Origin of the sequence: Geobacillus sp. LEMMY01, assembly GCF_002042905.1 — a bacterium.
Lineage (GTDB): Bacteria > Bacillota > Bacilli > Bacillales > Anoxybacillaceae > Geobacillus > Geobacillus proteiniphilus.
Genome location: NZ_MVKA01000033.1, coordinates 36,948 through 49,802, shown reverse-complemented (window position 1 = coordinate 49,802; position 12,855 = coordinate 36,948). Strand labels below are relative to the sequence as shown.

At 52.7% G+C, this 12,855-nt stretch carries 16 protein-coding genes; 10 read left to right on the top strand and 6 right to left on the bottom strand.

Annotated features, from left to right (window positions below):
- Positions 1-318: IS110 family transposase (locus B1A75_RS15155; RefSeq protein ID WP_139761743.1), on the bottom strand; the 318-nt coding region annotated here is incomplete at its 3' end.
- A 331-nt stretch (positions 319-649) separates the two neighbouring features.
- Between B1A75_RS15155 and B1A75_RS15150 the strand changes: the two genes are divergently transcribed.
- From B1A75_RS15150 to B1A75_RS15140, 3 genes are read left to right on the top strand one after another with little or no spacing between them, the layout of a single operon-like run.
- On the top strand, positions 650-1,654 hold the full coding sequence (locus B1A75_RS15150; protein WP_079936442.1) for an ABC transporter substrate-binding protein: 1,005 nt from the start codon (positions 650-652) through the stop codon (positions 1,652-1,654).
- An 18-nt stretch (positions 1,655-1,672) separates the two neighbouring features.
- Positions 1,673-2,464, top strand: a complete 792-nt coding sequence (locus B1A75_RS15145; RefSeq protein ID WP_074044524.1) for an ABC transporter ATP-binding protein — start codon at positions 1,673-1,675, stop codon at positions 2,462-2,464.
- Entirely contained in the window at positions 2,448-3,257 is an 810-nt protein-coding gene (locus B1A75_RS15140) for an ABC transporter permease (RefSeq protein ID WP_074044523.1), read from the top strand. Before B1A75_RS15145 ends, B1A75_RS15140 begins: the two co-directional genes overlap by 17 nt.
- Positions 3,258-3,375: 118 nt before the next feature.
- Here the strand turns inward: B1A75_RS15140 and ytkD are convergent, their stop codons facing one another.
- From ytkD to B1A75_RS15120, 4 genes are all read right to left on the bottom strand, one after another.
- Complete coding sequence (ytkD, locus tag B1A75_RS15135) at positions 3,376-3,843, bottom strand: RNA deprotection pyrophosphohydrolase (RefSeq protein WP_074044522.1); 468 nt, start codon at positions 3,841-3,843, stop codon at positions 3,376-3,378.
- Between the two features lie 58 nt (positions 3,844-3,901).
- On the bottom strand, positions 3,902-4,234 hold the full coding sequence (locus B1A75_RS15130) for a hypothetical protein (RefSeq protein WP_011232331.1): 333 nt from the start codon (positions 4,232-4,234) through the stop codon (positions 3,902-3,904).
- A gap of 58 nt (positions 4,235-4,292) precedes the next feature.
- Positions 4,293-4,688, bottom strand: coding sequence for a phage holin family protein (locus tag B1A75_RS15125; protein WP_074044521.1), 396 nt, complete (start codon positions 4,686-4,688; stop codon positions 4,293-4,295).
- A gap of 156 nt (positions 4,689-4,844) precedes the next feature.
- Positions 4,845-5,282: a Dps family protein gene (locus B1A75_RS15120; protein WP_074044528.1), complete on the bottom strand. Its 438-nt coding sequence runs from the start codon at positions 5,280-5,282 to the stop codon at positions 4,845-4,847.
- A gap of 155 nt (positions 5,283-5,437) precedes the next feature.
- Here B1A75_RS15120 and ytzI point away from each other — a divergent pair, with 155 nt between their 5' ends.
- Positions 5,438-5,596 (top strand): YtzI protein, encoded by a 159-nt coding sequence (gene ytzI / locus B1A75_RS15115; RefSeq protein WP_239691281.1) that lies wholly within the window; start codon positions 5,438-5,440, stop codon positions 5,594-5,596.
- A 21-nt stretch (positions 5,597-5,617) separates the two neighbouring features.
- Here ytzI and B1A75_RS15110 read toward each other — a convergent pair whose 3' ends face one another.
- A complete protein-coding gene (locus B1A75_RS15110; protein WP_074044519.1) occupies positions 5,618-6,094 on the bottom strand; it encodes an S-ribosylhomocysteine lyase in 477 nt (158 codons plus the stop codon).
- A gap of 216 nt (positions 6,095-6,310) precedes the next feature.
- Here B1A75_RS15110 and yidD point away from each other — a divergent pair, with 216 nt between their 5' ends.
- The 6 genes from yidD (at position 6,311) to tnpB (ending at position 12,780) form a co-directional block, all read left to right on the top strand.
- Positions 6,311-6,556 (top strand): membrane protein insertion efficiency factor YidD, encoded by a 246-nt coding sequence (gene yidD, locus B1A75_RS15105; protein ID WP_074044518.1) that lies wholly within the window; start codon positions 6,311-6,313, stop codon positions 6,554-6,556.
- Positions 6,557-6,642: 86 nt separating this feature from the next.
- Positions 6,643-7,827, top strand: coding sequence for a GTP-binding protein (locus B1A75_RS15100; RefSeq protein WP_074044517.1), 1,185 nt, complete (start codon positions 6,643-6,645; stop codon positions 7,825-7,827).
- 78 nt (positions 7,828-7,905) lie between these two features.
- Positions 7,906-8,892, top strand: coding sequence for a metal ABC transporter substrate-binding protein (locus B1A75_RS15095; protein WP_079936441.1), 987 nt, complete (start codon positions 7,906-7,908; stop codon positions 8,890-8,892).
- Positions 8,893-9,022: 130 nt separating this feature from the next.
- Positions 9,023-10,372: a cytochrome ubiquinol oxidase subunit I gene (locus B1A75_RS15090; protein WP_074044515.1), complete on the top strand. Its 1,350-nt coding sequence runs from the start codon at positions 9,023-9,025 to the stop codon at positions 10,370-10,372.
- A gap of 15 nt (positions 10,373-10,387) precedes the next feature.
- Complete coding sequence (locus B1A75_RS15085) at positions 10,388-11,419, top strand: cytochrome d ubiquinol oxidase subunit II (RefSeq protein ID WP_074044514.1); 1,032 nt, start codon at positions 10,388-10,390, stop codon at positions 11,417-11,419.
- A gap of 248 nt (positions 11,420-11,667) precedes the next feature.
- Positions 11,668-12,780 carry an IS200/IS605 family element RNA-guided endonuclease TnpB gene (gene tnpB / locus B1A75_RS15080; protein ID WP_079936440.1) on the top strand — a complete coding sequence of 371 codons (1,113 nt, stop codon included), beginning with the start codon at positions 11,668-11,670 and terminating at the stop codon, positions 12,778-12,780.
- Positions 12,781-12,855: the final 75 nt, after the last annotated feature.

Here is a 12,855-nt window from a genome sequence, read left to right as displayed (position 1 = left end):
GTACACATGCGCCGGGGTGACCATGACCAACGGGCTCACGGGCTCCTCGCGGAAGTAGGCCAGGTTCAACCAGTAGTGCCCGGTCGGCTCCACGGCGACGATCACCTCTGACTTCCCGAACGCTTGCATCGCCCCCTGAATCGCTTTATACAGCTGTTGAAACCCCTCTTTCGACTGGAAGATCGGGAACGATTTGCGAAGCACGCGCCCCCGGTCATCCACGAAGCAGGCGTAGTGGGTTCGTTTCGCGATATCAATACCCACGACAAGCGTTTGTTCGGTTACTTGATCAATTTTATAGTTTTGTGTACAATTCATCTGAAGTCCTCCTTGGTATGGTGAGTGATGTGGTTGACACCCCTGCATCATACCAAGAGGGCTTTTTTTGATCAAGTCCCCGGAAAAGCTCCTAACGGGAATGCTCCTTTCATCAGGGCAAGTGGGGCTGTCCGGCTGCCTCGCCGTTGGTGCATGCCGCCCCTTGGCCGAGCGTCAGCTTGAAAAAGCCCTGGAGCGCGAGGAGCGTCCCGACCGCCGCCCGCTCTCGTTCGACCGCCCATTTTTTCTAGGCATTCACACATTTTGGCCGCGTGCATACGATAAGGTGAAACCACGGTTTACCGCATGCGAACCAAGGGGGTTAACGAACATGAAAAAATGGGCCGTATGGTTATGCTCGCTTCTGTTGCTTTTGCCGCTTTCCGCCTGCACGAATGACGGGGGCCAAAGCGGAAAACCGCTCCAAAAAGTGCGGCTCGCCGAAGTGACGCACTCGATTTTTTACGCGCCGCAGTACGTCGCCCTGGCAAAAGGCTTCTTTAAAGAAGAGGGGCTGGATGTCGAATTGACGACGACATGGGGCGGCGACAAAACGATGACAACGCTGCTTTCCGGCGGCGCGGACATCGCCCTTGTCGGCTCGGAAACGTCGATTTACGTGTACAGCCAAGGGACGGCAGACCCGGTCATCAACTTTGCCCAACTGACCCAGACGGACGGAACGTTTCTCGTCTCGCGCAAAAAAATCGGCCACTTTACATGGGAGATGTTGAAAGGAAGCACGTTCCTCGGTCAACGGAAAGGCGGCATGCCGCAAATGGTCGGCGAGTTTGTGCTGAAAAAACACGGCATTGACCCGCACAACGATTTGCATCTCATTCAAAACGTCGATTTCGCCAATATCGCCAACGCCTTTGCGAGCGGCACCGGCGATTTCGTCCAGCTGTTTGAGCCAACCGCGAGCATTTTTGAACAAGAAGGGAAAGGCTATATCGTCGCTTCATTCGGCACCGAATCCGGGCGCGTGCCATACACGTCGTATATGGCGAAACGAAGCTACATGAACGAAAACAAAGACGTGATCGAAAAATTCACGCGCGCGATCTACAAAGCGCAGCAATGGGTCGAATCGCACAGCGCCGCGGACATCGCGAAAGCCATTCAACCGTACTTTAAGGACACGGACTCGGCCATCATCGAAAAAGTGGTCGACCGCTACAAAAGCCAAGGGACCTACGCGACCGATCCGATTTTGGATGAAGAAGAATGGAACAACTTGCAAACCATTATGGCCGAAGCCGGCGAGCTGCCGAAGCGCATCGACCTGAACACGCTTGTCGATTCGTCGTTTGCCAAAAAAGCGATGAACAAGTGACGAAAGCGGGTGAACGGAATGTTTCTTGTCGTCGACCGCCTTTCGCATACGTATTTGACGAAAACGACCGCTGTCACTGCGCTCGATGACGTGTCGCTGTCCGTCGAGAAAGGAGAATTTGTCTCCTTTCTCGGCCCAAGCGGCTGCGGCAAAACGACGCTGTTGTCGATCATCGCCGGGCTGATTGAGCCGACGGAAGGGGCGGTCCACATCGAAGGCCAACCGCTTTGGCCGAGCGGAACGGCCGCGCCGGTGGCGCGGCGCGCGGTCGGCTACATGCTTCAGCAAGACTATTTGTTTCCGTGGAAAACGATCGAAGAAAACATCCTTCTCGGGTTGAAAATCACCAACACGCTGACCGCTGACACTAAAGAACGAGCGCTCGCTCTGCTGGCGGAGATCGGCCTAGCCGGCGTCGAGTCGTATTACCCACGCCAGCTGTCCGGCGGCATGCGCCAGCGTGCGGCGCTTGTGCGCACGTTGGCGACCGACCCGAAGCTGCTTTTGCTTGATGAACCGTTTTCCGCCCTCGACCAGCAGACGAAGCTGAGACTCGAAGAGCTCGTTTGGAACACATTGCGGCAGTACGAAAAAACAGCGGTGCTCGTCACCCATGACATCGAAGAAGCCATCGCCATGAGCGACCGCATTTTCTTGTTTTCGCCGCGCCCCGGCCGCCTTGTGCGGACGTTTGTCATCCCGGATGAACTGCGCTGCCGCCCGCCGCTTGCCGCCCGCCAGCATCCATCGTTTCCGGCGCTCTTTCAATCCATTTGGAAGGAGATGGAGGCCCTTGAATCCGCCCAATGAACGAATCGACACGAAACATGCCCAATACCTCGCCGTCTTGCGCAAAGAACAGCGGATCATCCGCCTTTGGCAGACGGTGCTGCTTGTCGCCTTTTTCGCCGTCTGGGAAGCGGCAAGCCGCTTCCATTGGGTCGATCCCCTTCTATTTAGCTCTCCATCCGCCATCGCCAAGCTGTTTGTCGAAAAAATGAGCGATCACTCTCTATTCGCCCATACATGGGCGACGCTGCTTGAGACCTTGCTCGGCTTTTTCATCGGCACGGCCGGCGGGGCGCTGATTGGCGCGCTTCTTTGGTGGTTTCCGCGTCTGGCGAAGACGCTTGATCCATACTTAGTCATCTTCAACGCCATGCCAAAAGTCGCCCTCGGGCCGATTTTGATCGTCGCTCTCGGACCGGGATTTACGTCCATCATCGCCATGGGCGTCGTCATTTCCATCATCATCACGACGATCGTCGTCTATTCGGCGTTCAAAGAGGTCGATCCGAACTATTTGAAAGTATTGCGGACGTTCGGCGCCACCCGCTACCAATGTTTTAAAGAGGCGGTGCTGCCGGCGTCGTTCCCGGCGATCATTTCGACGTTGAAAGTGAACGTCGGCCTCGCTTGGGTCGGCGTCATCACCGGCGAGTTTCTCGTCTCGAAACAAGGGCTTGGGTATTTGATCATTTACGGCTTCCAAGTGTTCAACTTCACGCTTGTGTTGATGAGCCTGCTCATCGTCGCCTTGCTGTCGACCGTTATGTATCAGCTTGTCGCCTTGATCGAGAAAAAATGGGGAAACCGCCGCTAGCGGGACGCTCGCCGAATGTTGACGGGCGTCTCGTTTCATTCCTGTCGTCCCAATGAGCCGGCATCCGCCGCTTTTGGGAAGCCCATCTTTGGAAGCCGCCGCCGATCGGCGCCCCTTTTCAATCGATCAGCCCCCGCTGCTTCAATTCAGCAAGCGAGAGCGAAAGGACATCGTCTTTCATGATGTAGCTGAACCGATGGTCGGCGCGGATGTCATCCGGCAGCGCCTCAAGCAGCACCGGGCCGTTCGTTTCCAAATACGACCCCCGCTCGACGAGCGCAGCGATGTCGGCAAAATAAATGTTTTTCACGATATCCGGCTCCACTTCATATTGGCCGATATAATCAAGCCGGCCGACGATTCCTCCCGTTTCTTCCATCACTTCGCGGGCCGCGGCTTCCGCCGCCGTTTCCCCTTCTTCCACCTTGCCGCCGGGAAACTCAAGGCCGCGGCGCGGATGATCCGTCAACAGCCATCGCCCGCCATAGCGGCAAATGACCCATACATGCCCGGGGGAGGGGGAAAACGGGTGATCCGCAAAGGCCAGCCGAACGCGATGTCCGTAGTAATCGCGAAATTCATGCATCGGACTCTCCCCTTTCCTCTCCCCATTATACAGAAAAACGCCGCTCGACTCGCGGCGTTTACTCTTCTTTTTCGTCAGGAAGGATGCCGAGCGAGCGGATATGCTCCTTCGCCTCCTCGTTGCCGAGGCGGTAAATCATTTCATAAATTTTCGTCAACGTCCGGTCGTAAGCATCGTTTTCCCGATCATAGTGGTATTGGATGTATGGCACATGGGTGCGCCAAAACGCCTGCCAGTCGGTCGAATAATTTTGGTCGAAATATTCGCGCAGCTGGGTGATTTCCTCATCCGTTGCTTCAATTTGAAAGTCCCACGGTGATGCCGTTTTCAACTGCGAGATTTCTCCGGTTGCCATCGAGACGTAATACGTCTTTTTCCGTTCGTCTGCCACCTTCGTCCACTCCTTTTGCTCTTTTTGCTTAGTGTGGGGCAATCCGGGAAAAATATGCTTATTTTATTTCATCTTTCAACAGCTCGATCGCCTTGCGCAGCACGGACGGAATCGGGACGCCCGCCCGGCCGGCGTTTTCCACAATCGAGATAAACTCATTGGCGATATAGAAAAAAATGATCGCATCGCGGATTACATGCATGTTCCATCCAATGGCCAAATCGACGAGATGCGATGCTGCCACCAGAACGAAAATCAACAGTTTGCGGATGATGCCGCGAAAGCCGACCTGGCTTGACAGCTTGCCTTCGACTGCGCTGGCGGCAATGCCAGTAAGGTAGTCGACAATGACCAAAGCAAGCAAAATCACGATAAATGAGTCCACGCTGCCGACAAACAGCGACAGAAACGAACCGAATAGCGAAACGGCAACCATCGGGATCGGCTTGTTCACGCTCCCCCCTCCTTGAACATAGGATACGCGTAACTATCGTATGCCCGGAGGGGAGAACGCGACGCGGCGCATTCCCTAAAAAATCGCCCTTTTTCGACAAAGAAAGGACAAAGCAAAAGGCCGCCCCCCCGGCCTGAGGACAGCCTCCTCTTCTTATCATCCTAAGAACGATTTCAACATCCAGACGTGTTTTTCCAGGCTCCGGTGAATGCCAAGCAGCATATCCCCTGTCGTTTCATCGTTCACTTCATCCGCCAGCTGCATGCCTTCTTTCAATTCGCCGATCATCGTTTCAAAGTCACTGACAATCGAAGCCACCATTTGTTCGGCCGTTTCCGTCCCGGCCGCTTCTTTGACGGACGCCTGCTCGAGACAGTCTTTCATCGTCGCCACCGGCTTGCCGCCGAGCGCCAACAGCCGCTCGGCGAGAGCATCAATATGAACGGCCGCTTCGTTGTACAGCTGCTCAAACTTCTCGTGCAGCGTGAAAAACTGCGGACCAGTGACATACCAATGGTAGTTGTGCAGCTTCACATACAAAACAGTCCAGTTGGCGATTTGCTTGTTGACAAGATCGATCAGTCGGGTTGCCATCATCTCACTCCTCCTCATGGTTCTCTATACCCAGCTGGCTTGCTGATGAAACAGCGAAAACCTGCCGATGGATAGCTTCCCCCGATTCCAGCGGAAATATGAACGCCCGACCTGCGGGATATGGTATAATAAAAAGAAAAAAGGCGGGCGTCATTATGTACTGGACGTTGGTTGTTTGCCTCATCATTGCCGCTGTCGTTCTCGCTTTAGCGGTCATAACGACTTCCAAAGCGTACACGTACAAGCATACGGTCGATCCGCTTCCAAAAGAGCGCGGCAGCGAACAACAAGCCGTCCCGAAGCAGCCGCAGTAGCGGCGCGGGGCCGGCTTGTGTTCAGCCAAACACTTTTTTCAGCTCGGTTTTCTCTTGAGAAAGCCAAAAGCGCATCAGCTGTTTCGCCGCCTCTAAGTCGTGCAGCTTCGCTTGGCCGCATTGCCGCTCGGTCGCGGCCGGCACTTCCGTCGCGTCGAGCGCGTCCTTCATGGCTTCTTCCAACAAATCAATGATCTCGTCCACGGTCGGCGAGCCGCTCACGACAAGATAAAACCCGGTTTGGCAGCCCATCGGCGAGATGTCGATAATGTCGAAATGATCATATTTCGCCGCATGTTGGCGCAGCGTATACGCCAACAAATGTTCGAGCGTATGAATCGCGGCCGGGTCCATCGCTTCTTTGTTCGGCTGGCAAAAGCGAATGTCAAACTTATTGACGACGCCGTCGCTGCCGACTTTGTGAACGCCGCAATGCCGAACGTACGGCGCCTTGACCGCGCAATGATCCAATTCAAAGCTTTCTACCGGTGAAGGCATATCAATCACTCCTGATTATTTATTCTCTTTTTTATCATAACCAAAACGGGGAACGTCCCGCATCTATTTTGCCTCTCGTTCGGCTTTGCGTCTATGCCTGAAAAACAAGGCTGGGGCGGCGCGCCCCCATTCCGCACGAACGGCATCCGTTTTTCTTGAACAAAAGAACCGTTTGTTCTATTGTAATAATGATGCTAACAGGAAGGAGAAGTCCACATGAGCCAATGGCTGATTTGGTGCATCCGTTTTTACCAGCGCGTTCTCTCTCCGCTCAAGCCGCCGACATGCCGCTTTTATCCGACTTGCTCGAACTATGGCATCGAAGCGATTCGGCGCTTTGGCGCGCTCAAGGGGGGATGGCTGACGGTCAAGCGGATTTTGAAATGCCATCCGTTTCATCCGGGTGGTTTTGATCCCGTTCCTGAACCATCCCAACACCTTAAAAGAAACAAAATAACTTGATAGCCCTTGCCATTTGCTTCATTTTTTTGTATGATCGATCTTGTAAATCGTAATGATTACTATTTTCGAAAAAGGAGGCGCAACAGATGAAAAAAATCCCTGTCACTGTATTAAGCGGTTACTTAGGATCAGGGAAAACGACTTTGCTTCATCATATCTTGCACAATCGGGAAGGAAAAAAAATCGCTGTCATTGTCAACGATATGAGTGAAATCAATATTGATGCCGAACTCGTTCGGCAAAACGGCTTCTTCCGCACCGAAGAAAAGCTCATCCAAATTCAAAATGGCTGTATTTGCTGCACCTTGCGGGAGGATTTAATCAAAGCGGTCGATCAGCTTGTCGAAAACGGGGAGATCGACTATATTGTCATTGAATCTTCCGGAATCAGCGAACCCATTCCAGTTGCGCAAACCTTTACGTATTTGGATGAGGGGCTTGGAATCGATCTATCCCGAAAATGCCGATTGGACACCATGGTGACGGTTGTCGATGCCAACCGTTTTTGGACGGACTTTTCCTCGGGCGAAACCTTGCTTGACCGCCAACAGGCCGTTGATGAAACGGACAGCCGCGAAATTGCTGATTTGCTCATTGAACAAATCGAATTCGCCAATGTCATTGTCGTGAATAAAATCGATCTTGTTTCGCCGGAGGAAGTTCAAAAACTGCAAAAAGTGCTCCAAAAGCTGAATCCGGAAGCCGTCATCATCCCGGCAACTTTCGGACAAGTACCGCTTGATTCCATTTTAAACACCTACTTATTTGATTTTGAAAAAGCGAGCCAATCAGCTGGCTGGATCAAAGAGCTGAATGAAGAACACACACCGGAGACTGAACAATACGGCATCTCTTCCTTTGTTTATCGAAGAAAACGGCCGTTTCATCCGGAACGGTTGATGAATTGGCTTGAAAACTGGCCCACAGAAGTGGTTCGCGCGAAAGGCTTTATTTGGCTTGCCTCTTGGAATGACATGTGCGTTCTCCTATCGCAAGCAGGGACATCGATCTCCATCCAAGCAGCGGGACGATGGATGGCTTCCTATCCGGAAGAGGACATAAAACAGCTGTTGCAAGAAGAGGAAACATGGCGGGAAAAGTGGGATGACACCTACGGCGATCGCTTGACCGAACTCGTGTTGATTGGCATCAATATGAACGCGGATGACATCCAGCGCTCGTTGGACCAATGTTTGCTGACCGATGAGGAGATGAAGGAAGATTGGACGCTGTTCCCCAATCCGTTTCCTTCATTGATTCCTTTAGCCTAAACGGTGATCGATCATTTTCAAATCGTAATGATTACGATATAATAAAAGCGGACATCTTTTTCAAGAAAGGAGTTCAACATGAGAGCAACGTCCATCATTTTGTCTTTCCTTTTGGCGACGAACGCCTTGCTATACGGCTGTCAATCGAAGCCAGAGACAAAAGAGGCCCAAACATCGAACGATCAGTTAACGATTTATACAACCGTCTATCCGCTTGAAGACTTTACGAAAAAAATTGGCGGCGACGCCGTGAACGTCAAAAGCGTTTATCCGCCGGGAGTAGAAGCCCATACGTTCGAACCAACGACCAAAACGGTGCAGCAGATTGCCGATGCGGACGCCTTCATTTACATCGGCCACGGGATGGAACCGTTCGCCGAACAACTGCAGGAAACATTGAAAAATGAGCATGTCCGATTTCTTGTTGCGACAAATGGCATCGAATTGCTTGAATCGAACCATGAACAGGAGCATGCGCATGGGGAAGGGCACAAAGACGAACATGGAGAAAAACATGAGGAAGAACATGGCCATGAACACGGAGACAAAGATCCTCATGTATGGCTTGACCCCATCCGCTCTATTGCGATCGCCGAGAACATTCGCGATTTGCTGATTGAACTGAAACCTGAAAAAAAAGACATGTTTATGCAAAACTTTGAAACGTTAAAGATGAAACTCGAGCGCCTTGACGAGCAATTCCGTTCAACAGTCGAGAAAGCTCCCAAAAAAGAGATGCTCGTTTCCCATCAAGCCTACGGATATTGGGAAGACCGCTACGGAATTAAGCAATTGAGCGTTTCCGGGCTTTCTCCGAGCAACGAACCATCGCAAAAAGAGCTGGCTCAGCTCATCGAAACGGCGAAACAGCATCACATCCGCTATGTCATTTTCGAACAAAATGTCCATCCAAAAACGGCGGAAGTGATCCAGAACGAAATCGGCGCCAAGCCGCTCCGTCTGCATAACTTGGAATCGCTGACCGATGAAGATCGAAAAGCCCACAAAGATTACTTTGCCCTTATGGCCGAGAATCTCCGCGTGCTGCAAAAAGCCCTTCATTGAAATACAACCGCCTGCCTCTTTCGATCGAGGCAGGCGGTTTCGTTTCCCTTCCAGACCATCCTTCCCTAAAATAAGGAATAATCAAAGAAAAAATGGAAAACCATAAGAAAAAAGAAAGGGATGTTGTGAAATGGATGACGTGATCATTGCCCGCAGCTTATTCGGGATGACGATGGCTTTTCATATCATTTTCGCCACACTTGGAGTCGGAATCCCGATCATGATTTTGCTGGCGGAACTTTTATACCAAAAGACAAAAGATCATGATTATGCTGTCATGGCGAAACGCTGGACGAAAGGGTTGGCCGTATTGCTTGGGGTGGCCATTCCGTCAGGCACCATCGCCGGGGTGCAGTTGTCGCTCCTATGGCCGGGCTTTATGGAAGTGATTGGCAAGGTGATGTCCCTCCCGTTTCAAATTGAAATTTACGCCTTTTTTATTGAAGCGTTGTTTATGTCCATTTATGTGTACGCCGCTGACCGCATCTCTCCCTTGATGCGGATTGTGAGTGTGTTTTTTGTCGCTCTTGGCGCCAGCGCTTCCGCCATTTTAATTACCAATGTGCACGCTTTTGAAGGCACGCCGGCGGGATTTCGGATCGAAAACGGCGAAATCGTGGATGTCGACCCATGGGCGGCCTTTTTCAATCCAAGCTTTTTCGTCACGGCCGGACATGTCGTCCTGTCCGCCTATATGACCGGAGCCTTTGTGTTGGCTTCGATCGCCGCTTACCAGCTGTTGCGCGCCGCCCAAAACGAGCAAGTGCGGCGTTTTCACCAAAAAGCGCTCAAGCTCTCGTTGGCGGTCGGCGGCGTATTCTCGCTGTTGACCGCAATCAACGGGCATGAATCGGCCCAACTCCTTCATCAATACCAACCGGAAAAACTAGCGGCGGCCGAAGGGTTGTTTGAAACCCAATCCCATGCTCCGTTAGCCATCGGCGGATTTACCGATGCGGAAACGCAATCCGTAAAGTGGGCCATTGAAATTCCGTGGGCGCTCAGCTTTTTGGCCGGCAACCGTTTCGACACCGTCGTCAAAGGGTTGAACGATTTTCCGAAAGAATGGTGGCCGCCGCTGTTTGTCCATACGCTATTTAACGCCATGGTGGGGATCGGCATGCTGCTATTGTTCCTGTCGGCGGCCGCGTTGATCTGGCAGAAATGGCTGAAGCGGCCTGCCTTTCCGCGCTGGCTCCTATACGGTTTTGTCGCCGCCGGGCCGCTAGCTGTGATCGGCATTGAATGCGGCTGGATTTTTGCCTGCACCGGAAGGCAGCCATGGGTCATTTACCGGATGATGAAAACGGAAGAAGCCGTCACGCAAACAGGAAATTTAGCGGTCTTGTTTGCTTTGTTTGTGGCGATTTACATCCTATTGAGCATCGCCGTGGTGCTCGTGCTTCGCTACTATTTCCGCCGCCATCCGGTGGCGGACGACCTGCGCAAACCGCCCAATGAAGGCACGCTGCCCGTCTAGAAAGGAGAACGATTCATGACCAATGAGCTGATTGCCATTACCGTGCTATGGGGGTTTATTTTCATTTATGCCGTCATGGCGACGATGGACTTCGGCGCCGGTTTTTGGTCGATGGTCTATATCCATCGCGAAAAAGCGAATGCCACCACGATTGCGAACCGCTATTTATCGCCCACCTGGGAGGTGACCAATGTCTTTATCGTCGCGATTGTGGTCGCCTTGTTCAGTTTTTTTCCCGGCGCTGCCTTCCTGCTTGGGACGGTGCTTCTTGTCCCCGGCAGCATCATTTTGATCTTGCTCGCGGTCCGGAGCGCCTTTCTCGTGTTTGCCCACGTCGCCAAAGAATATGAAAAAGCGCTTACCTATATTTCCGGCATAACGGGGATCATCATCCCGGCCCTGCTCATTAGCGTGCTGCCCATTACGCATGGAGAATTCATCGACATCCGCAAGGGCGTCCCGACTCTCAATTTGGAGCGCTTCTTTACAAACCCCCATGCCTATTCCTTCATGGGCTTTGCGATTTCGAGCACGCTGTTTCTATCTTCTCTCTTATTGGCGGATTACTCTCTTGAAGCAGGAGACCGTGAGGCATACCGCCTGTATCGGCGCGACGCTTGGATCACGGGGCCCCTCTCGTTGTTGATGGCGGGATGCATGATGCTGACGATGCGCTACGAAGCCAAATGGCTGTATGACAAGATGATGGAGTATTGGCCGTGGCTGATCGGTTCGGTGGCGATGTTCGCCGCCGCGGGCATCGCCCTCTCCCTGCCGTCTTCTCGGCACCCTCATGTTAGAGGAAGGCCTCGGCTCGCGGTCATCGCGATTGTCATTCAATATTTTCTGGCTAGTTACGCCTATGGAAAAGCCCATCTGCCCTATATGGTGTATCCCGATGTCACGATCGAGTCGGCCTTTACCCATCCGGATACATTCCGGGCGCTGTTTGCCTCCTACATCGTGGGCTTTCTCATTTTGTTTCCCGGCTTCGTCTATTTCTGGCGTTTGTTTATGCACGATAAGCGCTATGTACGGCCAAAATAACAAGGAAAAGGCGCCCCCAAACACGCATGGGGGCACCTTTCTTCATGCCTGCGCCGCTGAACGAAAATCATCTCGTTTTCCTATCACGATTTATCATCCTGAACCGAGAAGACCCCCACTTCCACGCGTGAGCGTCAGGGGGGGGATGAATCGGGATTCGTCATCGATCTTCCTCTTGCTTCAGCAGAACAGAAGGTGTAAAATGGATAGAAACAGAACGCATGTTCCTTGATGTAGGAGGAAAGATCATGCATAAAGCCTATCGCTTTCGGCTGTATCCAACCCAAAAACAAGCGAAGCTCATCAACCAAACGATCGGGTGCTGCCGATTTGTGTACAACCGCTTTTTGTCCGAATGGAATCAGGCGTATGAAACTACCGGAAGAGGACTCGGCTACAACGAGTGCTCCAAGCGGCTGACCGCCTTAAAGCAAACCCTTCCATGGCTGAAGGCGCCCGATTCGACCGCCTTGCAAAACGCACTTCAACAGTTGGCCGAGGCGTTTGACCGATTCTTCGAGGGAACGGCGAACGCTCCCCGCTTCAAAAGCAAAAAACACCCGAATCAATCGTACACCGCCCAGTGCAACTACCCCAAGAACGGACGCCCATCGATCGAAGTAAATGGCCATCGGTTGAAACTCCCGAAACTTGGATGGGTGAAGTTTGCCAAAAGCCGTGAGGTGGAAGGCCGCATTCTCTCCGCCACGATTCGTCGAAACCGGGCGGGGAAGTATTTCGTCTCCATTCTCGTGGAAACGGACATTCCCCCATTGCCCCAAACCGACAAGAAAGTGGGCGTCGATTTGGGATTGAAACATATGGTGGTTCTTTCCACAGGCGAAAAGATCGAACACCCCCAGTATTGGCGCCGATACGAAGAAAAGCTCGCTTACTGGCAACGGGTGATGGCCCGCCGGAAGCCGGGCGGTTCGAACTGGCGGAAAGCCCGCTTGAAGGTGGCCAAGCTTCATGAAAAAATCGCCAACTGCCGGAACGATTTCCTGCACAAATGGTCCACCCGGCTCATCCGCGAAAACCAAGTGGTGTGCGTGGAGGACTTGCCTATAAAGAACATGCAAAAGAACCGCAAGCTGGCCAAGAGCATTTCCGATTCCGCGTGGGGGCGATTGCTTAACATGCTCGAGTATAAAGCGAAATGGTACGGGCGGACGGTGGTCCGTGTCGGCCGCACGTTTCCATCGAGCCAATTGTGCTCGTGCTGCGGGCATCGGCAGGTCGAGGTGAAATCGCTTGGCATCCGCAAGTGGGTGTGCCCAACCTGCGGAGCCGAACATGACCGGGACGAGAACGCCGCTCGGAATATTTTGCAGGAAGGGCTTCGTTTGCTGTCTTTGTAGGGCAGCACAACCGTGGGACGCACGGGGATGGCTTGGTGAACAGCCTGCCGTGGGGCGGGTGTTCCCAAGAATCTC